The organism is Brucella sp. NBRC 12953 (assembly GCF_040369775.1).
In the GTDB taxonomy this organism is placed as follows: domain Bacteria; phylum Pseudomonadota; class Alphaproteobacteria; order Rhizobiales; family Rhizobiaceae; genus Brucella; species Brucella pseudogrignonensis.
On record NZ_BAABSV010000005.1, the window covers coordinates 1 to 25,312 of the forward strand.

Genomic DNA, 25,312 nt, shown 5'->3' on the forward strand with positions numbered 1-25,312 from the left:
TTGCTCTTGCTGCCGTAGCCGTTGCTCTTAGCGCCGGTGCAGCTTTCGCTGAAAACCCACATGTTGGTGAACCTGCCGATCTTTATGCAAATGACCGCACGCCAGTTGCAACACAGCAGGTTGATAACACTGCAACCGCTTCTATCGGTCAGACGACCACATATCAGGACGGCTCTGCTCATCGCTTTGGCGACGCATCGCCTTCAAGCTATCAGAACTAATATCGGCGCAAGCCGGTAGAATACAAAAAGGCGAAGCCCTCAGGCTCCGCCTTTTGTTGTTTTTGACACATGCTATTGGGCGTCAGATCATCCGGGTAACAATTGCCTTGATCTCGCGCTCAAAAAAATCTGAGAAAGCCGCAATACGCGGCGGCAACTTCTGGAATGGCGGATAATAAAGCGTAAGCCAAAGTTGCGGCGGCGACCATTCCGGCAGGATATGCACGAGACGCCCCGTGCGCAAATGTTCAGCCACGATGAACACAGGCAGCATGGCGACCCCCGCCCCATCCGCTGCCATATTGGCCAGAACTTCACCATTATTGGCACTGATCATACGCCCGGCAGAAACATTGACCGTCGAACTTCCATCCGACAAAGCCCAGTTTTCACGGCGACTTTCCGAGCTGTAGCCCAGACATCCATCTGATGTCAGCTCGCCCGGATGCGCGACATCCATAAATGGAGTACCGGGTGCAGCCACCAAAATGCGTTTGATTTCAATGATCTTGCGCCAGATCGTGAATTTATCCGACGGCGCACCGGAAATGCGGATCGCAAGATCGAAATCCTGCTCGACGATATCGAGCATCTGGTCGGTCAGCGATAATTCAATCTCGATCTTTGGATAAACATCCCGAAAAGCAGAGAGTATTTGCGGAAGGACCTGTTGGCCGAGTGACATCGGCGCATTGATCCGCAAACGCCCTTGATCAGCCTTATGAACATTCATGAGTTCAAGTCGCGCCGTCTCCAGCGCGTTGACTGCTGGTTCGATACGCGCTGCAAAAACAGCCCCATCCGTCGTGAGCGAAACCTGTCGGGTCGTTCGCACGAAGAGCTGAACGCCAAGCTCTTCTTCTAACGCTGCGATGGTTCGCGTTACAGAGGCGGGCGTCATATCCAGCTCTCGCGCAACCTGCGCGAAATTGCGCTTCTCCGCTGCCAGCAGAAACGTCTTGAGGGCTTTGAGCTCGTTCATTCGTTCATTACCGTTGATGCAATATAATTACGACAATTGCATCAACAGAGATCAACAATCAACCCGCAGAAATTACTTGCTCACCGGCAAGCCATTTCCTGTCCATGCTTCCAGTCCGCCACGATACCAGAACGTCGTCCAGCCGAGTGTGGCAGAGCGCAATGCGGCATTATAGGACGAACGGTCGTTCATACCTTTGCCGAAAAATACCACGCCAACACTTCTGTCTCCGCCAGCTTTTTCGTTCAGCCATTCGTCGAGCGCTTCCTGCAGACTATCTGTAACGCTTCCATCGCGCCCGGCATCCGGCAAAGAAAAGGCATTCTGCATGGTTTCCTGCAGACCGCTGGTATCAACGAACAGGGTTTTACGGCCATTTGCGATGATCTTGGCAACCTCAACAGTTGTGATTATCGTAGCTCTGGCATGTTTGTTGGGTGTTGGGCCGGTATAAGGCGACTGAAAGAGAACCATGCTCGCCGCAACGCCGTCATCGCGCAATTCATCAACGACTGCACCTGCCGCGGCACCAGAAGCCGGCGCAGAAGCATTAGTTGGTTGCTGGCCTGCAGAATCTGCTGGAGCACTTCCCATTTCAACATCGGAAATCATGACCGCCAGATGTTCGAACAGGTCGTAGCACATGGTGATCGATCCTTCTTTCGGATCATACCATGCGTTGAGCTGGTCACAGTCGCGGAACGTGACTGTTAAAGGTCGCGGCAGAACATAAGTCTGGGACAAGTTATCGAAATAGCCTGTCAAAGCGCTTGAAAGTTTACTGGCATAGAAATCGCCAACTCTACGTGAGGATGGCTGAAAGACCGTTTTGATCGCTGCACCGGCCGCATTGGCAGGTTGTTCGCCTTCCGGGTGCCATTCGCCAGAACGTGTGTGAGGGGCAAGAATTTTACGCCATGCACGATTTTGCTTGTTGAATTCGTCGGAGCAGCGAAAACGTGTGCGCTCATCCAGTTTTACGCCGTCGGCAATCGAGCTGAAAACCTTCGGATTGCCGCCATACATGATGCAAAGCATATTACGAAAGCGCTTGAGATCGGCTGTATGCTCGTCCTGCCACGGAGAAGGTGAGCTGCCCTTCATCTCATTGATTTTGCCACTATAATACCACTGCAGCGCTGCATAGCTCGCGCTTCCGATAGCCATATCGTCGATTTCTTTGTCACCGGACGGATACATTGTCGGTTCGACAATCTGCAAAGCAGAATAAATATCGACAGCATCTTCTTCGGGGCCGGTCGATGGCAGCTGCAATTCTCCAATCAGCGCATGTCCGAATTCATGCGCAAAAATGCTGCGCACCAATCCGTAATAAACTGCAGCGATACGGCCACTATCGCCGCCAAACTCCGGCAGCGGACCTGAGGGGGCACCAGAGCCTGCTACGGGCTGAGGCGCGTTGCCGCCATTCTGGGGCGCAGTTTGCGCGCCCGTATCAGCAGTCTGCGGCGCTCCGCCTGTTTGTTGGCTTGGGGTGACCGGCTGGGTAGGCACATTCTGGCCATCGGATGTGATATTGAAATCGGTAATCGCAAATACGCCGGTGTCATAGGCCATGATGCCGATCTGCGCGCCAAGCGCTGCCGAACCCTGAACGTCGCCAATCATTCTTCCATTGAGAAGAAACCGCGTTACACCGGGTACATCGACCATTTCGATGACATCCGTGCCGTCAAGTTTGGCTGCATTCGGGATGGTAGCAATATCCTGGCGCTTGCCGTTCTCCATGCAGAAGAGCTTGGCACTCTTATCGGCAATCACTTCCATCAGGCAAATGGCGCTATTCGCAGGATTTGTCGCAATTAGCCCCAGCGAAGCACCTGGCTTGGAAGAATTGATTGCAATCCTAACGCTGGTAGCACGACCTTCGGCAGGTGCTGGCCCGGCTTGAACCACCAATGTCTGCTCGGTTCCACCTGCCTGCTGGTTGTTAAGGATAAACCAACCGTCTTGTTTGGTTCCGGTCCATCCCTGAATGATTTGTGAAGACCCTGCCGAGGCGAGTGGGCCGAGTTCCCTCTCAAATTCGGCATGGGCTGGAAGATTGGACGCGATGAAACTCGCGATAAGAACCGCACCCAACAGACGCATTCGAAAGTCCCCATTCCGCTGAGCATAATTCCTTAAACCTGGATCAGTTTAAGGTAAAATCATGCTCTGATTTTAAAGTGTTAGAGCGACCTTTGGACACCCATCAAGACGCCCGGCGCTCTAATATCATCAATATGGAGCGGTTCTCATTTCGGATCATAAAGCATCCGACCGTCCAAAAACTCTGATCTGCCATTCAACTTATTTATTGCAATACGATTCAACAGATTGATGTCAATCAGTAATCGCTCAATAGTCAAAGCAGATAGTGGATTATTTCCCAACAAATTGGCGTTTGGTCTACAGATATGCAGATCGTGACTTGCCTAAACTACCCGCGCTGCAACTCTTTTCGTCCGCGCTGGATCATAATCCAGCCAATAACGGCCAACAGTCCCCCGCCGATCGACATTGGCAGCACGAGGATCAACAGCCAGAAGAAAAATGCTGTGGCTTCACCATTATCCTCAAGCGACCCAAAATCCGAACCAGGTACGAAGAGCGTGGCAAGCAGGCCAAGCAGGATAACAGCGCCAAGAACAAGACAACCCCATCCAATTTGCAGCTTGCGACTTGCCAGCCGCGACAACAGGATTGTGGAGATCACCACTACAACAAACTGAACGACCAGCTGGATGATAATTACACTATCGAGACCATCTGGATTGACCGTCCGTTCAGGGGAAAGCATCATTACCAGAGGGGCCATGAGGCCAAATCCGAAGCGCGCTATCAGAACACCAAATACGAAACTAATAAGCCATTTGGTCCATGCTGGATTCATCAGATATCTTTCTTAACAGCCCGCCCCGGCACCAGGTGCCTCATCTGAGCCGACACTAGACGGAAGATCGAAGCGCGGTCAATTGAGTATTGTCCACAGCGTAACACATTGACTCATCTGTGGAGGTTTGCCATGCGGTAGAGATTGACCGCATTCGGGGATCTCTCATGAAGATATGCTTTGCAATGACTTTGGCCGCACTAATACCGCTGCCAGCTGCAGCAAACTGTATTCCTCCGTGGCAGACCCAATTTGCGTGCAATATTCCAGAGCGAAATGCGCGTGCAGAGTTTTGCCACCTTGCCGATCCGAAGGCCAATCCGGACAAGAAGGAGGCCTACTACACCTACGCGGCAGGCACAGAAAAAGCCGAGCTCTATTTTGAAACCGACAGCACCTGGTTTTCGACCAAAGACACCAATATCAATCATCCGACCGATCTGACCATGGCATTAGGCTATGCTCGCGGCGACTATGTTTATGCTTTCGTTGTCACGCAAGACAAAGACGATTCAAGCGTCATCAAGAGCGGTGAAATACGCGTCTATCCTTCGACTGATGCCTTCACCAACGAGACCAAAGACACCGAAGTTGCCAAGCTTTATTGCGAGCCGTCGTCAATCCTCGCCGATAGCGACAGCATCAGACCCTGAGCATGAAAGTTCGCAAAATGAATAAAGTCCTGCGCTCGCTGATCCTGACGTCATCATTTACTGCAGCCATTCTATGCAGTTCAATCGCCAGCGGAATTGCAGGTCCGGCCGCTGGTGCAGTCGAAGCCGCTCCGCAAGTGCAGTCGCAGGAACAGCCTGCACCAGAAACCGATACGTTCGGGCGCTCGCAATTTGTCCTCTCAGCTAATCCAATCATCCCGCCCCGTGATTACGGAAAAGGGCTAGCGCTGCCCAAGGCTGGCGACTACAGCCCGGACGAGAGTGGGACGATCTACGATATTGCTTTCCTCGGCATTGAAAATGGCGAAATGCAGTTTGAAGTCCGCGGCTATTCAATCGCAGATTTGAACTACCCAGCCTCAGGGCAGACCTTCTCTTTTCCGAAAGATCAGAAGACCGTCGAAATACGTGATATTATTATTGAAATTGAAGAGGTTACTGAAGGTAGTCTGACTTACAGGATCAACTATCGGAAGTGATCCAGATCAGGCCGTGAGCTGTGCCCATTCAGGCGCAGTTCCGTCATCTTCAAGGCCGCCGTTGCGAGCAAACTGCTCAAGCGTCATGGCATCGAGAACGCCGACAATTGCTTCGCGAACAAGCAGCATTGATCGGCGAACCTGACAAGCATTGTGATCTTCACAGTCTTCGCAAGGTTCATAAGCTGTTCGGCTGGCGCAACGAATAGGTGCGAGTGGACCATCCAGAACGCGGATCGCCTGCCCGATATTAATTTCACTGGCAGGTTTTGCGAGACTATAGCCACCGCCCGGCCCCTTCTTCGACCGCAAAATGCCGTCGTTACGCAGCTCCAGCAGGATCGCGTCGAGAAACTTCTTGGAAATATTGTTTTTGGCGGCAATCTCGGCAACGAATGCGCTCTCGCCGGGAGCAAGCAAGGCAAGGTGAGCCAATGCTTTGAGGCCGTATTTCCCCTTTTTTGTGAGCATGGAACCTCCGCCGATCCGATGAATGCTGCTTTTGCACTAAATCAAGCGGATTAATAGTCTATCGTTACAGACCAAATGTCACATTCGGAAGGGATACGCGTTCGGGCTTACACGTCTTGACGGCCAAACCGCTCATGCGGATGCTTTGGCGTTGACCTCATAGAGTGTCGCAATCTCAGCTGCCACCAGTTCCTGAAGCTTCCACAAATTGCGATCGCGAATGCCTTTTTCTTCCAGATGTTTGACGGTCAGATAAAGATATTCCGCGCAGGAACCAATATGCCCACATGCTCGCGCCAAAGTGCTTGCTACACATTCCAGCGGCAAGCCGTTCAAAACGCGGTCGCCGCGTGGCCCAGCCCAGAACGTCAAAGCACGCACAGGCCCGTCCGGTGTATCAACGGATACCCAGCGGATACTGGAAGCATCACTTATAGAGCTGATCTCGCGGCGGACCATGCGCTGAATCTGGCCAAGCCGATCCTCTTCAGACAACCGAAACACGATACCGTTGCAGCTGCCGCCGCGTCGCAACGCGAGCATCAACCCAGGCTGGCTTTGCGTGCCACGCCAGCGGGTAAGTCGTAGGCAGAACGAACGGTGCCACCCCTTCACGCCGCCGTAACGCCAATCAACGGCATTAAAATCCGGTTTCCATATAAGAGAGCCATAAGCGAACACCCACAGAGGCGTGTCGCCGCTTTCATGATAAAGCTTTTCAGAAAGTGCCTGCACGTCCAGATCAGTTATCGGAATCCTGTTTGGCTCCGGTCCTCGATCCACTTCTGCCCGAATGCTCAGCGAGACCAACTCCTCAGTCAGCGTCATTCTGGATGCAAAATCAGTCACTACAATTCTTCCTGCTTACCAAATTTTTGCTCATTACAGCGGTTCCAGTTAAGAATGAATCGTTAGAACCGCTGTAACTGTTTGTTTTTATGCATTATCCGACGCAGAACCGCTTCGCACTTTTGCTGGAAATGCTACAATTTATGCGGCAATTATGGAATGAATTGCTCGTTATGCTCAAGCCCTGAAAGACGCCTTTGCATCGTCGAGCTGGCGAATTCTGGAAAATAGGGCTTCACGATCTGATAGGTGACGCTCGAATAATGCGATGAATATCGTATTATCGGCAATGTGCGGCAAAGGTGCCGACTGAGCGCGGCGCAGACTTTCATTTGCAGTCTGTTTTGCTATTTCAACGGCAGCCAGCAACGACGCGATTGTTCCTCGTGCCTGTGCGCCTTCGCCATAGCCTGATGATGAAGAGTGTTGATAATCTGACTGAGTTTGCATCGTAATCACATCTCCTATCAATAGCGTTCACGAATAACGATTTGGTGGCCATTGTAGTCTCTCTCAAGCGGCGAAAACGAGGCACAGCAGGCTAATTGCCTTTAGCTATGTAAAATTTCAGCCCTTTGAAAAACATGATGGCTGGAAAAACCACCCTCGCCTGTGCGCTAAAACAACAGTGGCAGCCAGAGCCGCCACTGCATCGATTACGCAAATCTTGAATGAAGTTTAGAATGAACGCTGGAAGCGAACTACGCCCTGCCAGGCATCCTGACCTTTCAGGATCGAGTTCGTGTCATCCCACTTGGTGTAGGAAATCTGAGGCGTGATGGTGAAGCCAGGAACCAATTGATAAGCAACGTTTGCACTGGCTGCGAAAGTTTCCGCATCCTCATAGGCCAGCTGAACGTTGAAGACCGCTTTGTTGGTAGCCTTGAATTTAGCACCACCCCAAACGGCCCAATCACCGCCCCACGTTCCGTAGAAGCTGTCAATCACACGAACGCCACGATAAGTGCTGCTGCCACCATCGTGAACAACGGCACCGCTTGCATCGTAATGAACGTAATGATCGTCGTTCGACTTGTATGCACCCTGCACCCAGACCGAGAAGCGGTCGGTTACATTAACATCAACGCGAACCTTTCCGGCCCACTCTTCGTTGACAGCATCATAAGCTGCAACACCTGCAATCGAACCCCAGCTCTGCGCATATTTCAAACCAGCAACGACGTGTGGTGTGTAGTCATCAATCACGCCATTCCAATCGACATCGACGTTGTTACCCTGTTCAAGAGAGATAATAGCCGAAAAGCCATTGCCGCCCTTGAAAGTGTAGCTGATCTGATTGGTACGATAACCACCAGCACTGATAACGTCGTCATTCAAAACGTCACCGAAATATCCGGTGAATGTGTAGAATGCCGTGTCATCGAGGCCCACGCGCAGACCACCAAGCTGGATGAACGCACGGTTGAGCGTCGTTCCGGCATCCACACCATTACCGAAATTGAATCGGGTTTCAGTAAAGGTCGAAAGCGTACCAAGCTCCGTTTCGGAAGCCGTCGATGTGCGTAATGTGAAACGCGTATTATTCGTCCAGGTATCATAGGACTTACCACGCGGGCTCAGATTATAAGCACTTCCGTCCGGAGCACGGCTGATGCCTGCACCACGATAATAGACGTTATCGCCTCCCCTCAGGTCGTAACGAACATAACCATGGATACGCAGGCAGGTTTCCGTTCCCGGAATGTAGAAATAGCCTGCTCCGTAAGCATCACAGACACGCACATATTCTACAGCCTCTGGCTCCGGCGCTACAATTGCATCGGCTGCATTTGCGTGTGTCACCCCAAGAACAGCAAATGCCGAACCAATTACAGTGTTTTTCAGAATCATAATTATCCCCAATAACAATAAACAAAATCGTTCTATTTCAGAGGGATAATTCGATTAAGGCAATTATATCTAATTATTGTAAAATATATGACAAATAATATTTTATATAATAATATTCAGAATTGATATAATTACACAATTCAACAAAATTATGTTCTATATTTTCAACAAAAATAACTGTTATAAATTATATAATACTGACTACTCGCTGAATATTTTCTTTTTAACTCAATTGTTATCGAACCAACCCCTAATCCGCTATGACTGGTTCTTGAAACAGTGACAAATAGCGCTCCCCGCTATCAGGCAGAACGGCAACGATGGTCTTCCCTGCATTTTCCGGGCGCTTTGCAATTTGAAGGGTCGCAGCAATAGCGGCCCCGGAAGACGTACCAACCAGAAAGCCCTCTTCCCGTGCAACCGATAATGCGGCACGTCGAGCCTGCTCCGTCGTCACAGCAATGATTTCATCGACAATAGCCTTGTCGTAGTTTTCAGGCAGAATAGTCTCATCGATATCGGTGACTTTGTGAACGCCTTCAATGGTTTCGGCTTTTGGATTATCGGCAGAAGGCACAGAATCTGCCGTCGGCTCCACCAGAATGATGCGAAGGGATGGCTTCTTTTCTTTCAGGTATTTTCCCGCCCCTGAAATGGTCCCGCCAGTGCCTACGGTACTGACCAAAATGTCCACTTCGCCATCCGTGTCTTGCCAGATTTCCGGGCCGGTCGTTTCAAAATGAATTGCCGGATTGGCAGGATTGGACCGCTGACCCGTATAGTAAGCGCCCGGATTTTCGCTGCGAATACGATCAAGCACCTTTTGCAGCGCTCCCGGTTCCAGCAGCTCGTCATTGTCGATCAGCACGATTTCAGACCCGAACTGACGCAGGATATTGATTTTGTCTTCGCTGATCGTATCACGCAGGTAAAACTTCGTCCGATAGCCCTTTGCGGCAGCAACAGCCGCAATACCAATGCCCGTATTTCCACTCGTCAGATCTACCAGAAGATCACCCGGCTTAATCTTACCGGCACGCTCGGCATCCCGAATAATCCCCCATGCCGTACGGTCTTTGATGCTGCCAGCCGGATTGAGATATTCGATTTTTGCGAGAAGCCGCACAGAAACGTCATTGCTTTTCTGAAGGCGTGAGAAAGCAACCAGAGGCGTATTGCCGACAAGCTCCGAAAAGCCATTGCGTATGTTACCCATGATCTACTCCCTCTTGCCAACAGGCATCAAAATTCAACGTCTAATTTTCACCAGCCGCTAAATTTTATTAAGAAAATTATTCACTTAGTTCGCCCGGCACATAGATTTGCAATCCATTGCAGGGCGCCTCTTTGCATTTATATTCGCGTAGCAACGCTGCTCGGATCATCATGAATGATGTCCCCTATTCGATAGGCTGACCGGATTCGCGCGAGCCTTGCTAATTGCTGTCTCAAGAGTTGAAGGTTCTAACTTTTCGTGCCCCGACCATCGAAAACGTATCCAGCCATTCTGATCTACGAGAAAGCTCGCCCTATCGGCAGGTGGTGTCAGAAGCTGCATAGCCAAAGCCGCAGTCTGGTCGGAAACATCGCATTGTGCCGTGATGCCATTGCTATCGACAGCAAAAGCTTCAAGCGGTTCACCCTTAAGATGAAGCAGCCAGAAATTGTCGGATTGACGACCGACCTCATGCCGTCTAGCCCCGCAATAGACCGTAATCCGCGGGCTTGCCGCCGGGTAAACCGCACCATCAGGCGCAGGCAGACTGATCGTTCGGGCGGAAGCAATCGTTCGGATATAATCCACTAGCGACCACGCGGTTTTAGCATCCAACATTGTTTCAAAACCGGGCATGGATTGCCGACCGTCTTGCAACTTCTTGCCATGCATGATCGTCCAGAAGATTTCGCCGTCACTGCGATCCGCAAACAAGGGTGCTGTCAGATCGGGTGGCCATACCGGATCGCCCGTTGCCTGCTCACCGCGCCCGCGCCCGTCATTGCCATGACAAGAGGCACAATTGCCTCCGAAAGCCACAGCACCCCGCGCAATTGCGATGGACGTATAGGAGGTGGGCGAGCGCAGAAAGCTTGCTTCATTTGCATCCTGAACAAACAATCCGATGCTTGGTGGCTGGAACAACGCGAACCCGATAACTGCTGCGATAACAATAGCTTGCCATCGCCATTTAGGCAGAAAAAGGCACCCAATACCGATCAGAAATGCCAGCAGAAGTGGCTTAAAGCTCCGCCACGCGGCATCGACGAGAAACGCATCACCCAGAATATTGTCGCGCAAACGATAGGCGAAAGGCCAGATGATGTCTTCATGAACGCCGGGCGGTTGTGTCGCGAGAAGTGACGCCGCGAGAAATACTGCTAGACCAATTGTTCCCTCAAGGATCAACGCATAGCCAAGTCCACGCCCGCTGCTGCCATCACGGCTCAGCCAGAAACGATTAAGTGCTGCAAGTGTTAACATGGCTGCCAGAAGCGCGATCTTCACGATCATGATCCTGCCGTAAGTGGTGCCAACCAGCCCCGGAAAACCACCTGTCAAACGCCATCCTGCAATTGCGGAACCAACAACAAGAACTGCAACAAAAACAACGCCATATAGCGAAAATCGCTGTGCTGCCTGCAAACCGTCATCCCGCGAAACGCGTAAAAGAAGATAGAGCGGAGGCAGCGAACCAAACCATAGCGCGCCTGCAATCACATGCGCAGAAACCGCCAGCGGCAGCCAGATAGTATCAGCGGCTGCGGCGTGCCCCATGCGAATCTGGAGACCAAGCGCCAAAACAGCGATCAAAAACAAAAGGATACGGATGGCTTGAGACTTTATCGCATACGGCAGAAGCAAGGCAGCAAACACGATTGCTAATGCGCGCAGGCAGGATGCAATGCCAAACGCTGTGCCTAAAAGCCCGGTTGGGAGAAAGACGAATGTATCAGAAAAACCATTCGCACCAGACAGCAGTGAGAACTGAAATGGTACCCATAGAACCAGTCCAAAAGCACTGATTGCCACAGAATAGACACAAAGTTGCCACCAGAATCTTAATCTTGCCGTCGGTTTGCCTTCGCCTTTTTCGGCTTTCATGAGAAAAATGCGAAAAAATAGCGCCCCTGCGAGCATTGCGAGGCCCGCAAGATTAAGGCATCGCACGAGCGCAATGACGATATCAATTCCAGTCATTGCGCCCGGCGACCTTAATTAGCAATCTTGAATTTGAACGCGCCTTCGGTGCGGTGCGTATCGACCGACGCAGCGCCCCACTCGACCGTATAAGTACCCGGCTTCAAAGCTGGCGGTGTGACCGAGAGCGTCTTTGTGTTGCCGTCAATATGTTCAGGCTTACTGGTCTCGATAGTCGCCCCGCTCTCATCCTTGAGGACAAGTTTGCTAAGGCCGAGTTCCAGCGCTTCGGTATATTCGATGGAAACAGTGGCAGGCGTTTTATTGAGCACAGCGTCTTCGGCTGGCTCGGATTGTGCGAGATGCGCATGAGCATAAAGTTGCGTCATCGACCCCAATAATAGGGCCGCTGTAAGAATTGCTTTTTTGAACATTTTTCTTTCCTGATTTTACCAGTCGGCATCGAGCCCAAGATGCGCAAGCGCCTGCCTGCGCAGTTCCGCCAGTCGCGGATCGCCGCGATGGCGCGGATAGCTGAGATCCACTTTAAGTTCGGCTTCGATGCTTGCCGGGCGATTGCCAAAGATGATGACCCGTTGTGCAAGGAAAAGCGCTTCCTCGACATCATGCGTGACGAGAAGTGTGGTAAAGCCGTTGCGTTGCCAAAGATCGAGAAGCTCAGCCTGCATGGCAAGCCGCGTCAGGGAATCGAGTTTCCCCAATGGCTCGTCCAGAATGAGCAATTTCGGATCATTGACGAGCGCACGCGCCAAGGCTGCACGCTGCGCCATGCCGCCCGAAAGCTGGCGCGGATAGGCATTGGCAAAAGCCGACAATCCCACCAGTTCAATCGCTTCATCGATGCGGTGTCCCTGAGTTTTCAGCACGCCACGCGCCTGAAGCCCCAAAGCCACATTGTCCCGCACCGTACGCCATGGATAAAGTGTGGGGTCTTGAAAGACCACCACGCGCGACGGATTAGGACCGAGGATTTCCTCGCCATCGGCAAGAATCCGCCCTTCACTTGGCGGCTCCAGACCGGCAGCGAGCCGCAAAAGCGTACTCTTGCCGCAACCCGATGGACCCAGAATGGCAACAAATTCACCCGGTTGCACATCAAGCTCAATGTGGTTGAGAACCGGCAATGACTTACCTTCAAGACCAAAGCGATGGCTTACATTCTCAACCTGAATGTGGAAGCCACGGCTTTCATCAGCGGTGGCGGCAGGCGTTTGTTTGAGGGCAGCATTCACCATTTCACATCCCCCTTCTGCCAAGTCAGAACGCGATCACGCACCGTAAAGAGCAGCGTAATCAGACCGGAAAATACAATCGCCATGATGATGAGCGCGCCATAGAGATTGTTGTAGGCCGCCCAGCCTTGCGCCCATTGCAGATACCAGCCGAGACCGGACTTGACGCCCATCATTTCGGCGGCGACCAGCACCGAGAAAGATGCACCCAACCCCATGAAAAGACCGACAAAAACATGCGGCAATGCTGCGGGAATTGCGACGCGCAGGATCAGGAACAACTGACTGGCGCCCAAAGTGCGTGCAACGTCGTAATAGGCTTTATCGACACTCGCCACGCCCGACCATGTCAGAACCGTAAGCGGAAACCATGTTGCAAGCGCGATAAGGAAGACTGCTGCTGAAAAGCCTGACGGGAAGAAATAGAATGCCATCGGTAGCAGTGCAGTCGATGGAATTGGCCCCAGAAACCGCAACACCGGATGAACCCAATAGCCGATTGCCTGTACCCAGCCGATGGAAACACCTGTCAGAAAACCAGCAATCGCACCAAGCACAAAACCCGAAGCCAGCAGCTTGAACGAGTTGTAGAGGCTGTCGAGCAGACGCGGCCAATCATCGAGATAGACTTCGAGCAGAGACGAAGGCGGCTGGAAAAACGGCACAGGGAGCCATGCAAACTTGGCCGTAAGCAATTCCCAAACACCAAAAAATACCGCCAGAGCCGTCAGCCATGGCGACCAGTAAACCAGCCTTTTGCCAAATGCCGGATAGACCGCAACCAATGCTGCACCGGCTGCCAAAAGGATCGTCCAACCGATAAACAAGCCATTGGTTTCACGAACATAAAGCGGCTCAGCAAAGCCAATCACCACATTGGGAAGGAAGACGGAAATCGCACTGACGATAGCCCAGGCGATCACCGCCACAAACGGCCATAGCGAGCGACGAAGCGCGGAGGGCAGAGCCTCCCGCGCGTCGTCCTTGGACGAGATATAGACTGTGTCAGGTGATGACATTGGCGACGATCTTTTCGGCAAATGCATCCGTATTGGTATTTGGCCGGATGACATTAATGATCTTGAGCTCATCCACGAACAGAGCAACATCCTTGCGCAAGGCATCGCCCGTCGAATGATGGTCATGCGTGTGACTGCGCAGAATACGCGCCACGTCCGTTGCAGAGACATTGCCCGGAACGAAAGGCGCAAAGATTTCAGCGCTTTCGTCTGGATGCGCTGCAGTCCAAGCCTGTGCTTCTACGATTGCACGCGACAAGGCGCTCGCAACTTCCGGCTCATCACGAACCAGACTTCCGCGCAGACCCAGCACACAGCAGGCAGAATTGACATACTGCCCATCAAGATTGGTCGCGACTTCCTTGAGACCATCACGCTCGCGCTGGAGGAAGGCGTGCGGATCATCGCCAGCCACAGCCTGCACTTCACCCTTCTTCAGGGCTTCCGCAAAGAGATCAGCCGGATATTGCAGCCATTCGATTTCGGTATCCGGATTGATGCCCTGTTTGGCCGCCTGAATGGCGAAGAAGTTGCGGATCGGGCTTGCCTGATCGCTGACGGCAACCTTTTTGCCTTTCAGATCAGCAATCGAATTGATGCTTGAATCGGGTGCTGCCAGTAGGCGCATACAGCCGCCATGCGTTCCGACAGTCAGCGATACGTCAAACCCCTGCTCCAGTGGCTTAAGCCAGCGCAGCGCCATGCCGATGCCGCCATCTGCCTTGCCGGTGGCAATTGCCTGAAGCAGCTGATCGGTTGGGCCAGAGAAATTGACCGGTTCGACAGTCAGGCCATATTTCTCAAACAAGCCTTTCTTGAGCGCGACCGAAATTGGCGACTGACACACAGCCGTCTGCCCCCAGGCCAGCTTGATCACTCTCGGAGAAGACGACGTGCTCTGTGCGAATGCCTTGCGCACAAAGCCATCGGAGCCACCAATGGCTGCCGCACCAAGACCAACTGCGGATGCCCCCAGAAAAGCACGCCGAGATAGATAAGATTTCTTATTTTCGGAAGTCATGCAATCACCCTGCTTATAAAGAAAGATGATTGAACTTATTTATATAATTAAAATAATGTCAGGAATTTATATTTAAAATTATATAGACAGATGAAAATTATTTCTTTTAAATTTTGCCATAATTTCAAAAAAAGCAAAAGCCGAAGAATATATTCTTCGGCTTTTTATATTATCTACTTTAAACTAAATTACAGCCCCAGCAATCGATAACCGCCGCCGTGATAAAGAAGCGGCTCGCCGCCGCCGGTCACAATCTTCAGTGCCCGTCCGATAATGATAGCGTGGGTATGGCGCTCAATAACGTCCTCAACCGCACAATCGACCGAAGCCAACGCGCCATGCAACGCCAGCGCGCCGCTTTCGAGAGCGTACCAAGCAGCGCCCTCATATCGGGCAGCGCCCTTCACGCCATCTTTTCCTGCAAAACGGTCCGCAATAGCCTGCTGACCAGCAGACAGAATGTTTACGCAGAAATGGTTGTGGCGGCTGATCACCGGCCAGACCGACGAACCACGGTTGATGTTCACGATGATTGTTGGAGGATCGACAGACAGTGCCGTCGCTGACGTCACCGTTGCGCCCGTGCGTCCTTCGTCAAACCCCGCTGTAACAACGCTTACCCCACCCGCTAGCTGTCGCATAGCGGCCTTGAGTTCACCTGGAGAAACCTCGATATCTACAGGCTCTTCAACATACTGCGGAATACTCTCGCGGAGATATGTTACCGTTGATCCCATGTCTGTTTATTACTCCAGATTTATCAATCCGCCACACGGTAGCAGCGCTCGACAGATTGGCCGAGAATGCGCTTTCTATATTCGACTGATTTTGTAGAAAATTAGAACCAGCAACGGCGCAATTACGCGCCACTGCTTATTGTTCTTGGCGGTTAAGCTGATAAGCCGAGATTATCTTTCAATGTTTCTCCGGCATAATCGCTGCGGAACACGCCTTTGTCCTGAAGGATCGGTACAACCTTCTCAACAAATTCGTCGAAGCCTCCGGGCGTAAGGTGCGGCGCAAACACGAACCCATCCGCTGCATCAGCCTGAACATAGGCGTTGATTTCGTCCGCTATCGTCTGCGGCGTGCCGACAAACTGCTGACGCGCTGTAACCTTAATAATCAGGTCACGGATGCTAAGCTTGTCACGTTCAGCGAGCTCGCGCCATGCACGCGCCGTATCAATGCGGTCATCATAACGATTGGCGCGCCCGAGAGCCAATTGCTCGTGTGCAACATCCGGCTCCAATTCCGGAAGCGGTCCATCCGGATCATAGTTTGAAAGATCCCGGTTCCATACCTGCTCCAAAAACGTAATGGCAGATTTCGGGCTGACCTGCTGCAGACGGATTTCGCGCAGTTTTTCTTCCGCATCTTCTTGCGTATCGCCCAACACGAAATTGGCGCCCGGCAAGATTTTCAGCGAATCCGGACTGCGCCCATAATGAGCCAAACGCTGCTTCACATCGCGATAAAACTCCTGCCCCGCTTCCAGTGTGCCATGGCGGGAATAGATAACATCGGCGTGGCTTGCGGCAAGCTCGCGCCCTTCCTGCGAGTCGCCAGCCTGCGCAATAACGGGCGCGCCTTGCGGTAGCGGTGCCAGATCTGAGTGACCAGCAATGTCAAAATGCTTGCCCTTGAAAGCAAAATCACCTCCAGCCCAGATTTTTTGCGCGGCATCAAGAAATTCGCGCGCACGCTCATAGCGTTCCTTGAAGGGCAGATGATCGCCTCGCCGGAAATTCGCGCCAGTAAATGCACCCGGTGATGTCACCACATTCCAGCCTGCACGCCCGCCGGAGAGAGTGTCAAAAGTCGCAAGCTGCCGCGCAAGCGCATGGGGTTCGTTGAATGTGGTTGTTAGCGTACCGATCAGGCCCACATTTTCGGTGATTGCAGAGAGTGCGGTGAGAATAGCCAGCGTATTGGGCCGACCAGCAACATCAAGCTCGTGAAGCTTTCCCTTTTGCTCGCGTACGCGCAAGCCTTCCGCAAGAAAGATGAAATCAAACTTGCCGCGCTCGACCGTTTCAGCAAAATGCCTGAACGAAGAAAACTCGATCTGACTACCCGCTGCCGGATCGCTCCATACGGTGAAATTGTTGACGCCCGGAAACTGCGCTCCGAGAATAACCTGCTTCAGCTTTGTCATTTTCCCGGTTCCTTCGCTCAAGCGGCTGTTGAATAACGATTGATTGCTTCAGGCAAACCAAACCGCGCCCGCAGCGTGGTGCCCTCGCCGTTGTGAACAAGCTCGCGAGCCTGCAATGCGGGCAGCAGTTCTTTGAGAACGAAATCGCTTTGCGATTGCGGATCAGGCAAGAGCAACCTTACGCCCGAAGCACCCCATGCTTGGTTCTCGATAACGGCATCAATCGTTTCCTGAACACTTAGCTTGTCAGAAAGCGTGATGTCGGCGACGACAACCGGCGCTGCGCGATCATGAACGGATGTACCAGCAGCCCTGATAAGCTGCTCATCCGCTGTAACAAAAACCACATCCGCATTACGGGCGACATTCAGCTCATCAAGGTTTGAAAGTGTGGTGGCTACAATCGGCTGGCCCTGCGGTGGACGCGGGGTGATTGAAGGCCCAAGAACCCGGAAATTTTCGCTTTCAAAGTTGATGTAATGCAGTTTGGATGCATCAAGAAAACGTTGCGTTTTCTTATCGCGAATGACTGCATCGTCTTCCCAGCTATCCCAAAGCCTGCGGATAACCTCGATTGCGGCTTGAGTGTCCGTTTTAAGCGCCTGTTGAGCAAGCGAAGGATAACCATTCAACGCACCCAGCGCTTTGCTGGCTTCCAGATTGCGCTGTTTTGTGAGCTGCTGCACAAGCAGTCCAGCGCGCCCTTCGCTGACATAATCAAGCGTCGCAATGGCTGTTGAAACGTGAAAAGGTTCCAGAAAATTGACCGGCGCACCGGCGATGATACCAATATTGGCGAGACGCGGTGCAAGCCAGTTTGCCAGCAAAATGGCATCCAGCCCATCGCCGCCCTTGTCTGCGAACTCGTCTTCCAGTGTCAGAAATGCAAATGCACCATCGAACGGTTTTGTCAGCTCCGTCCAGAACTGCCGCGATTGCTTGAGGCTCGTTTGAGGTGCGATTGCGGCGCTGATACCCACGCCTAAGAGCAGGGTTTTAGACTTCGTCATGATTGTATTCCGATCGTCATTGAATGGATTGGATAACTAGCCAGCGCGAACAACGCTCAGCTCTGGCTTGCTTGCGCCCGAGGCAGGAAGAAGCCGCGCAAAGTCTGTGAGTATTTGCGCATAATCCTCGGCGTGAAATTCGTAAGGCAGCTCCAGCCGAAATTCGGAGACAAGCGGGAGAACAGGGTCGGCTGCGAGTGTTTCCAGAATTTGCTCTGTCGTGCCCACAATATCGGGCAGAAACAAAGTGCGGCGCGGACCATGGGCGAAACCCGTTCGCTTGTCGCGTTCGGCGGCGAATTCCGTATAGCGACGGCGCGCATCGGGACTTGCACTGTCCGTGGGCAGGATCACCCGGCCAAGTGCGACACGAGGCGCACGCTCATGCACCCATTCCTGACGGAACCGTTCTATGAGTGCTTTTTGGGCTGTCAGAAAATCGTCCGTGTTCTCACCGCTGACAATGTTTCCCGTCAGAAGATTAAACCCAGCCTGCCCAGCCCAACGTGCTGAATTCTGTGATCCACCGCCATACCACAGGCGGTCGGTCAGCCCTTTGGCAAAGGGTCTTAAACGCGGGATTTGCGCTCCAGCGGCATTGCCCGCTTCGGTCTCGCCCGAAAGCGGTTCTGACCGCAGGGCCTGTGCCAGTTTTTCTGCGCGCGCATGACTGTAATCAGTGATGGGAGCGGCATCGACGAAATCTGCGATAAGATGCGCAAAAGGCGGCGCACCAACTGAAACGCCAACATTCAGCCTGCCGTTTGACAAAAGGTCGACAGTTGCAAGATCTTCAGCCAGCCGGAACGGGTTTTCGTAGCCAAGCTGAATGACCGCAGTGCCAAGACCGATGCGCTTTGTCCGCTGCGAAGCGGCTGCGAGGAAGGTAGCAGCAGATGAAATGCCTCGCTCCAGATGGCGCTGGCGCACCCATGCGCTGTCATATCCCAGTCGCTCTCCATGTTCGAAAAGCTGAAGCGTATCCTCTAAACCTCTTGCAGGATCATTCTCGTGATGACTGCCGGGAATGAGAAAGGCGAAATGTTCGATATGTGAAAGGGGCATGGCTTGTTTCCCTTCTTACGCAGCGGTTTCGCGATAGCTTTGAAGCCGAGCAAGAATCTTTGCTTCCTGCACCGCCTTTCGTTCCTGCACGCGCTGCGTTGCCTCTTCAAATGAGGCCGATGCGGGATAGAGCGGCGAAGAGATCTGCTGGCCTAGCTTGGAACCGATGTGCTTTTCAAAAGGCAGCGACCGATATTGCTGAACATCTAAAGATGTGTCGAAGAGCGGGCGATAGCCGAGCGAAATGTAAAGCGCTGTGGCCTCGGGTTGGCGAAAGCCCGTCGAGAGATAGGCCCGCGTGTAACCTAGTTCACCGGCACTTTCTTCAAGCGCCAAAACGATACGGCGCGCCAGTCCCTGCCTACGCAAATGCGATGCCGTCCAGATACGCTTGAGTTCGACGGTTTCATCGTCGTGGCTCATATAGGCACCCCCGGCAATGGTTTCCCCATCGCGCTGAAGCAGCAGGAAACCGCCGAGCGGCGCCGCAAATGCCTCTGTGGGATAGCGCAGAATTTCTGTGCGTGCGCCGCCCGGTCGGTCCAGATTCGCATAACGGCTGTCATATTCATGAACCAGACCGTCAATAAGCGGCTGTGCGGCCGGGTCCAAAAGAGAAGACTGGACAATAATATCAACCATAGAAAGCCTCCGCTGAAACAAATCCTGTCCGACTTGTGTTGAGTGGAAGCATAAAGCTGCCATCGAACAGTATCTCTCCTTAACGGTGCCTCTTTGCTCGCACGTTTGCACGGCATGAACGTTTAATGAGCGTGCAAATATTGGAAGATCGTTGCTCGATTAATATTCTACAAAAAACATAGATTATCTCCTCATTGAAGTTGTTGGTGAGGATCAAATGCCCTACGCGCTCAGTTTTCTCGATAAAAGTCCCATTCATGACGGCGAAGCAGCCCAGGCGGCGCTGACCCGCACGATAAAGCTTGCACAGAAAGCAGAAGCCGCAGGCTTTCATCGTTTCTGGGTGGCAGAGCACCACAACTCACCGGGGCTTGCCAGTTCGTCACCAGAGGTACTGATCGGCTTTTTGTTGGCTCATACCCATCAAATCCGGATTGGTTCGGGCGGTGTGATGCTGCAGCATTACAGCGCGTATAAAGTCGCTGAGAACTTCAATCTGCTTGCATCACTTGCCCCTGGACGGGTCGATTTAGGCGTCGGAAAAGCGCCGGGTGGCCTGCCGCTGTCAACCCGCGCACTGCAAGGGGCTTATGACCCGGACCGAAAACCATCCTTTAAACCGCAACTTGCAGAGCTTGATGGCTTTCTCGATCATGGTTCAGAGAAATCAGATGATGAAAACGGCATTGCCGCCTATCCGGTTCCGCCGCAAAAACCTGAACGTTTCCTGCTGGGTGCGAGCGTCGAAAGTGCTGAACTTGCGGCGCAGCTCGATTGGAACTTCGTTTATGCCGGACATATTCAGGGCGATCCGGCAGCCATCAAAGAAGCGGTTGAAGCCTATCGGACAATTACGAACCGCCCTGCCATTTTAGCGGTCAGCGTTATTGTTGCTGAGAGCGATGCCGAGGCGGAAAAACTGGCAGGCGATATTCGCCGCTTCCGTGTCGCGGTCGAAGGCCTGCAGCCAGTCAATGTCGGCAGTCACGAACAGGCGCTTGAATATGTGCGACAGGCCGGTGCCACACAATACAGCATCGAAGAGCGCACGCCTCGTGTGATCCGTGGCACAGCCTTGCATGTTCACAATGAACTTCAACGCCTGCACCGGGAGTTGGGCATCGCCGAGTTCGTTGTCGACTGTCCTGTTTCAGAAGGTAGCCATCGTCTCAAAACCATTGAGCTGCTCGCCAATAATCGCCCGGCAATCGCGGCATAAACTCTCCTAATTTCCCGACACTGGATATTCAACGTGGTAACAAGACGAGCTTTCCTGGCTGGCGCCAGCGCCCTTACTCTGATCATTGCTGCTGGAGCCGAAATCACTTCGGCCAAAGCAAATGCTAAACCCGTCAGCGGTGGTTCTCTCACATGGGGTGTGGAGACAGAGCCAAGCACACTTAACCCCCATTTGAACGGTCAGGCCAAAGCCAAGCTCATCTTGCGCAACAGCTATGAATCCCTTTTGGCCCGCACACCGGAGGGTGGTTATGTGCCGTGGCTCGCCAAGAGCTATGAAGTTTCTGACGACGGCAAAACCTACACGTTTAAACTACGCGACGACGTGAGGTTTTCGGATGGTGAAAAATTCGATGCGGCGGCTGTTGCTCTCAACTTTAGCAAACTCAAAGAACCCACTTATTCTGGAAGCATCAGTGCAGGCCATGTCGCGCGTGTGAGCGAAGTCACGGCCGTTGATTCACTCACAGTCGTTATAAAACTCGACCGCGTTTATGCACCTTTTCTGGATGGTGCGGCGGGCATTGAACTGATCTCGCCCAAAGCATTTGAATCTACACAGCTGAAGGCTGGTGGAACAGAAGTCGCAGGAACTGGCCCCTTTGTTATCGACCGTTATATCAAGGGTCAGGAAATCCGTTTCGTTAAAAACCCGGATTATAATTGGGCGCCCCAAAACGCCGCGCATCAAGGGCCGGCCTATCTCGATGATGTGACTTATCGTTTCCTGCCTGAATCCTCAGTGCGTATCGGCGCACTCACTTCCGGGCAGATTGATGCCGCAGAAGGCATTTCCGGCAACGATGCGCAACTTTTCAAAGATAATCAGGAATTTAGCTACCAAACTTCAATCAACACCGGAACGCCTTATACGCTCTATCTCAACATCACCCGCGAACCCACCTCCGACGTCAATGTCCGTAGAGCAGTGCTGGCTGCCGTCGATGTCGAACGCATTATTCAGTCGGTTTATCGCGGTGAACGCGAACGTGCCTGGGGCATTCTTACGCCCGCTGACACTGACTTTTACGACAAGTCGATTGAAGGCACTTACGGGTTTAATCCAGAACTTGCCAACAAGCTTCTCGATGACACGGGTTGGACGGAACGCGATGCCGACGGCTTCCGCACCAAAGACGGCAAACGTCTGACAATCGAGGTTGTGCAGTCACAATCTACCGTGCGCGACCAGCGAGATATTCTGTTACAGGCGGTACAGGCCCAGGCCCGACAGAATGCGGGCATCGATATTGCGCTGCAATATGTCGATGCGGGCACCTATTCCAGCCGTCAGAAAGACGGTGAATACGGCATCATTCCAAACTCGACCACGACGCAAGAAAATGGCGTCACCATCTATTTCCATTATCTGCCACGCGATAAGGGCGGCTCGATCAACTATAGCCGAACAGAAGACCCCAAAGTCTCCCAATGGCTGGATCAGGGCGCTTCCACGCTCGATCCCAAAAAGCGCTTTGAGACTTACGCAGAGCTGCAACGTTTTGCGCTGCTCGAACAGGCCTATGGCCTGCCGCTCTACGTTCCTGCCGATCAAATCGTCGCATCATCCCGCGTTCAAGGCATTGGTTTCCGCCCTTTCAAGCGGCTTCCGGAAAATGCCTACGACATCTGGCTTCAAGATTAATTTCATCCTTCTTACGAGAGACCGATACATGCTTAATCGCCGATATTTTCTAACACTCGGAACCGCAGTTTTCGCAGCGGTCGCACTGCCAAAAATCGCATTCGCGGAAGATGCCAAACCCGTTGAAGGTGGCAAGCTGGTCTGGGGCGTTGAAACCCAGCCTGCAACGCTCAATCCGCAGCTCAATGGTCAGGACAAAACCAAACTTCTGCTGCGCAATGCTTATGAATCGCTGCTCGCACGTACCGCTGACGGCGGTTATGTATCTTGGCTTGCGAAAGATCATAAGATTTCGGACGACGGTAAAACCTACACATTCACGCTACGCGATGATGTGAAGTTTACGGACGGCGAAAAATTCAATGCGGAAGCTGTCGTAGCCAACATTACGGCGCTCAAAGACCCGGCCTATTCCGGCAGCACAAGCACCGGACCAGTGTCGCGCATTGCAGAAGCGAAGGCGCTCGACGAAAACACCGTCAGTTTCACGCTCAAAGGCATTTACGCGCCATTTCTCGATTATATTGCCAGCCTGGAAATTCTCTCGCCTGCTGCATTCAAATCTGAAGAAATCAAATCCGGTGGACCTCAGATTGCAGGAACCGGTCCTTTCATTTTGAAGCGCTATGCCAAAGGACAGGAACTCAACTTCGCAAAAAACCCGGATTACAATTGGGCACCAGCAAATGCTGCTCATCAGGGGCCAGCCTATCTGGATGAAGTGACCTACCGTTTCCTGGGCGAGTCCTCGGTCAGAACCGGCGCCCTTACGTCTGGTCAGGTTGATGTCATTGAAGGTGTGTCGGGCAATGATGCGGCCTTGTTCAAGGACAATCCTGATTTCACCTATCAGACGGCCTTGAATACCGGCACACCTTATTCGCTTTTCCTCAATGTCGAATGGGGGCCAACGCAGGAGCTTAACGTTCGCAAAGCGCTGGTTGCAGCGATTGATGTCGATGCCGTTCTCAAGTCTGTCTATCGCGGGGAACGCACCCGCGCGTGGGGCATCACCTCGCCTATTGATCCGCAGTTCTACGATAAAAGCATCGAAGGAAAATACGGTGCAAATCCAGAGCTTGCCAACAAACTTCTCGATGAAGCAGGCTGGACCGAACGCAATGCGGAAGGCTTCCGCACCAAGGATGGCAAGCCGCTGACCATCGAAGTTATTCAGGCACAGGCAACAGTGCGTGACCAGCGCGACGTTCTCTTGCAGGCTTTGCAGGCGCAGGCGCGCCAGAGTGCGGGCATTGATCTCAAGATCGTTTATGTGGATGCCGGAACCTACACAGATCGCCGAAAGACCGGCGAATTTGGCTCGATTGCCAATTCCAACACGCCAACCGACGCTATCGATATCGAGCTGCATTACCTGCCACTCGATAAGGGCGGTTACATCAATTACAGCCGCGCTTCAGCACCTGAATTAGCGCAATGGCTCAATGAAGCCGCCTCAACGCTCGATCAGACCAAGCGGTTTGAGCTTTACAGCAAGCTGCAAAACTTCGCCATTTTGGATCAGGCCTATGCCTTGCCGCTGTACGAGCCTGAAGATCAGGTAGCGGCTGCAAGCTATGTCAAAGGCATCAGCTTCCGCCCGTTCAAGCAACTTCCTGAAAGCGCTTACGACATCTGGCGCAGCGAATAAACACGCCGTCCTGCGGACTTCGGCACAGAGGAGCTACAGATCATGGATGCTGAAAATACCACGACCATCGGTCGCGCACCCGCAAGCTGGTTGCCCCGGCGTTTCGGAGTCCCGCGGAACAGCCTTACGGGACAAATCACCCTGCGCATAAGCTCAGGCCTGCTGGTTCTTTGGGCGGCGATCACCCTGAGCTTCATCAGCGTCCATTTGGCACCCGGCGACATCGTCAGCATACTGATTGGCGAGCAGTTACGCACGCCTGAAGTCGAAGCTGCCATTCGCGCTGAATGGGGGCTGGATGATCCAATCTTCATGCAATACCTGTCCTATCTCGGACGTATTCTGCATGGCGATTTTGGTCGCTCCTATTATCTACAGACAGACGTTTCACAGCTGTTGTTTTCGCAGATGTGGCCGACGCTAAAGCTCGCGGGTGCCGCACTCTTTGTGGCAATCGTCTTTGCTGTGGGCAGCGCTGTTTGGACAGCCGGTAAAAAGCTGCCGCGCTCAATCGCGGCCGGCACAGAACTTGTGCTGATTTCAACGCCATCCTTCTGGCTTGGCACCGTTCTGCTCTTCGTCTTCTCCTTCACGCTCAAGCTGTTTCCGGTGTCGGGGGACAGGAATTTCGCAGCACTCGTTCTTCCAGCTCTATCGCTTGGTTTGTCTTTAGGCGCGGTCATTGGACAGGTTTTGCGCGAAGGTCTGGAACGCGCGCTGGAAGAACCCTTTGCGCTGACAGTGCGCAGTTGGGGGACCAGCAATCTTGTGCTGCGTTTGAGACATGGTTTGCGCCACGCATCGCTGCCCGCAGTGACACTGACCGGCTGGCTGATTGGTGGACTTCTTTCAGGCGCTGTTATTACCGAAGCCGTCTTCGGACGTCCCGGTCTTGGCCGCATCACGGTTGATGCAGTGCTTTATCACGACCTGCCGGTGGTGCTGGCAGTCGCTATTTTCTCAGCGTTTATCTATGTGGTGATGAGCACCATCGTTGATGTGCTCTATCTGCTGATTGATCCGCGCCTGAGAACCGAAGGCCGGAGATAG

General features: G+C 52.7%; 25 protein-coding genes. 7 read left to right on the plus strand and 18 right to left on the minus strand.

All coding sequences use genetic code 11. The annotated features are described in order from the left end of the window. On the plus strand, nucleotides 1-221 hold a 221-nt coding region (locus ABWV94_RS12885), incomplete at its 5' end, for a hypothetical protein (protein ID WP_353413766.1). 82 nt (nucleotides 222-303) lie between these two features. Here ABWV94_RS12885 and ABWV94_RS12890 read toward each other — a convergent pair. The 3 genes from ABWV94_RS12890 to ABWV94_RS12900 all read right to left on the minus strand — a co-directional run bounded on the left by ABWV94_RS12890 (nucleotide 304) and on the right by ABWV94_RS12900 (nucleotide 4,099). Beyond that, the gene (locus ABWV94_RS12890; RefSeq protein WP_079213861.1) at nucleotides 304-1,203 is read right to left on the minus strand and encodes a LysR family transcriptional regulator; all 900 of its coding nucleotides are present in this window, start codon (nucleotides 1,201-1,203) and stop codon (nucleotides 304-306) included. Between the two features lie 72 nt (nucleotides 1,204-1,275). Then, nucleotides 1,276-3,315, minus strand: a complete 2,040-nt coding sequence (locus ABWV94_RS12895) for a DUF4344 domain-containing metallopeptidase (protein ID WP_353413768.1) — start codon at nucleotides 3,313-3,315, stop codon at nucleotides 1,276-1,278. Between the two features lie 331 nt (nucleotides 3,316-3,646). After that, nucleotides 3,647-4,099: a hypothetical protein gene (locus tag ABWV94_RS12900; protein ID WP_231195374.1), complete on the minus strand. Its 453-nt coding sequence runs from the start codon at nucleotides 4,097-4,099 to the stop codon at nucleotides 3,647-3,649. 167 nt (nucleotides 4,100-4,266) lie between these two features. Between ABWV94_RS12900 and ABWV94_RS12905 the strand changes: the two genes are divergently transcribed. After that, nucleotides 4,267-4,752 (plus strand): hypothetical protein, encoded by a 486-nt coding sequence (locus tag ABWV94_RS12905; protein WP_007879044.1) that lies wholly within the window; start codon nucleotides 4,267-4,269, stop codon nucleotides 4,750-4,752. A 17-nt stretch (nucleotides 4,753-4,769) separates the two neighbouring features. Further along, on the plus strand, nucleotides 4,770-5,252 hold the full coding sequence (locus ABWV94_RS12910) for a hypothetical protein (RefSeq protein WP_007879038.1): 483 nt from the start codon (nucleotides 4,770-4,772) through the stop codon (nucleotides 5,250-5,252). Nucleotides 5,253-5,258: 6 nt separating this feature from the next. Here the strand turns inward: ABWV94_RS12910 and ABWV94_RS12915 are convergent, their stop codons facing one another. From ABWV94_RS12915 to ABWV94_RS12985, 15 genes are all read right to left on the minus strand, one after another. After that, nucleotides 5,259-5,723, minus strand: a complete 465-nt coding sequence (locus ABWV94_RS12915) for an RrF2 family transcriptional regulator (RefSeq protein ID WP_079213865.1) — start codon at nucleotides 5,721-5,723, stop codon at nucleotides 5,259-5,261. A 132-nt stretch (nucleotides 5,724-5,855) separates the two neighbouring features. Next, on the minus strand, nucleotides 5,856-6,551 hold the full coding sequence (locus ABWV94_RS12920) for a gamma-glutamylcyclotransferase (RefSeq protein WP_353414089.1): 696 nt from the start codon (nucleotides 6,549-6,551) through the stop codon (nucleotides 5,856-5,858). A gap of 198 nt (nucleotides 6,552-6,749) precedes the next feature. Further along, on the minus strand, nucleotides 6,750-7,022 hold the full coding sequence (locus ABWV94_RS12925) for a hypothetical protein (protein ID WP_007879030.1): 273 nt from the start codon (nucleotides 7,020-7,022) through the stop codon (nucleotides 6,750-6,752). Between the two features lie 228 nt (nucleotides 7,023-7,250). Continuing rightward, complete coding sequence (locus tag ABWV94_RS12930) at nucleotides 7,251-8,423, minus strand: porin (protein WP_353413771.1); 1,173 nt, start codon at nucleotides 8,421-8,423, stop codon at nucleotides 7,251-7,253. Between the two features lie 250 nt (nucleotides 8,424-8,673). Continuing rightward, entirely contained in the window at nucleotides 8,674-9,639 is a 966-nt protein-coding gene (locus tag ABWV94_RS12935; RefSeq protein WP_113500273.1) for a PLP-dependent cysteine synthase family protein, read from the minus strand. 168 nt (nucleotides 9,640-9,807) lie between these two features. Then, nucleotides 9,808-11,619: a CopD family protein gene (locus ABWV94_RS12940; protein WP_353413773.1), complete on the minus strand. Its 1,812-nt coding sequence runs from the start codon at nucleotides 11,617-11,619 to the stop codon at nucleotides 9,808-9,810. Nucleotides 11,620-11,633: 14 nt separating this feature from the next. Further along, nucleotides 11,634-11,993, minus strand: a complete 360-nt coding sequence (locus ABWV94_RS12945; RefSeq protein ID WP_079213870.1) for a copper resistance CopC family protein — start codon at nucleotides 11,991-11,993, stop codon at nucleotides 11,634-11,636. 15 nt (nucleotides 11,994-12,008) lie between these two features. Next, complete coding sequence (locus ABWV94_RS12950) at nucleotides 12,009-12,815, minus strand: ABC transporter ATP-binding protein (protein WP_353413776.1); 807 nt, start codon at nucleotides 12,813-12,815, stop codon at nucleotides 12,009-12,011. Then, entirely contained in the window at nucleotides 12,809-13,831 is a 1,023-nt protein-coding gene (locus ABWV94_RS12955) for an ABC transporter permease (protein WP_353413778.1), read from the minus strand. The genes ABWV94_RS12950 and ABWV94_RS12955 overlap by 7 nt, the downstream gene beginning before the upstream one ends. Then, entirely contained in the window at nucleotides 13,818-14,852 is a 1,035-nt protein-coding gene (locus ABWV94_RS12960) for an ABC transporter substrate-binding protein (RefSeq protein ID WP_353413780.1), read from the minus strand. Before ABWV94_RS12960 ends, ABWV94_RS12955 begins: the two co-directional genes overlap by 14 nt. A gap of 188 nt (nucleotides 14,853-15,040) precedes the next feature. Next, nucleotides 15,041-15,589 (minus strand): flavin reductase family protein, encoded by a 549-nt coding sequence (locus tag ABWV94_RS12965; RefSeq protein ID WP_007879012.1) that lies wholly within the window; start codon nucleotides 15,587-15,589, stop codon nucleotides 15,041-15,043. A gap of 152 nt (nucleotides 15,590-15,741) precedes the next feature. Further along, nucleotides 15,742-17,010, minus strand: coding sequence for an LLM class flavin-dependent oxidoreductase (locus ABWV94_RS12970; RefSeq protein WP_353413782.1), 1,269 nt, complete (start codon nucleotides 17,008-17,010; stop codon nucleotides 15,742-15,744). Between the two features lie 17 nt (nucleotides 17,011-17,027). Continuing rightward, entirely contained in the window at nucleotides 17,028-18,020 is a 993-nt protein-coding gene (locus ABWV94_RS12975; protein WP_353413784.1) for an LLM class flavin-dependent oxidoreductase, read from the minus strand. Nucleotides 18,021-18,056: 36 nt separating this feature from the next. Continuing rightward, nucleotides 18,057-19,085, minus strand: coding sequence for an LLM class flavin-dependent oxidoreductase (locus ABWV94_RS12980; RefSeq protein ID WP_353413786.1), 1,029 nt, complete (start codon nucleotides 19,083-19,085; stop codon nucleotides 18,057-18,059). Nucleotides 19,086-19,100: 15 nt separating this feature from the next. Further along, nucleotides 19,101-19,727: a GNAT family N-acetyltransferase gene (locus tag ABWV94_RS12985; protein ID WP_064321669.1), complete on the minus strand. Its 627-nt coding sequence runs from the start codon at nucleotides 19,725-19,727 to the stop codon at nucleotides 19,101-19,103. 217 nt (nucleotides 19,728-19,944) lie between these two features. Between ABWV94_RS12985 and ABWV94_RS12990 the strand changes: the two genes are divergently transcribed. From ABWV94_RS12990 to ABWV94_RS13005, 4 genes are read left to right on the plus strand one after another with little or no spacing between them, the layout of a single operon-like run. After that, nucleotides 19,945-20,946 carry an LLM class flavin-dependent oxidoreductase gene (locus tag ABWV94_RS12990; protein WP_353413789.1) on the plus strand — a complete coding sequence of 334 codons (1,002 nt, stop codon included), beginning with the start codon at nucleotides 19,945-19,947 and terminating at the stop codon, nucleotides 20,944-20,946. 33 nt (nucleotides 20,947-20,979) lie between these two features. Beyond that, the gene (locus ABWV94_RS12995; protein ID WP_353413791.1) at nucleotides 20,980-22,611 is read left to right on the plus strand and encodes an ABC transporter substrate-binding protein; all 1,632 of its coding nucleotides are present in this window, start codon (nucleotides 20,980-20,982) and stop codon (nucleotides 22,609-22,611) included. 28 nt (nucleotides 22,612-22,639) lie between these two features. Then, nucleotides 22,640-24,262 carry an ABC transporter substrate-binding protein gene (locus ABWV94_RS13000; protein ID WP_064321666.1) on the plus strand — a complete coding sequence of 541 codons (1,623 nt, stop codon included), beginning with the start codon at nucleotides 22,640-22,642 and terminating at the stop codon, nucleotides 24,260-24,262. 42 nt (nucleotides 24,263-24,304) lie between these two features. Next, a complete protein-coding gene (locus ABWV94_RS13005; RefSeq protein ID WP_353413793.1) occupies nucleotides 24,305-25,312 on the plus strand; it encodes an ABC transporter permease in 1,008 nt (335 codons plus the stop codon).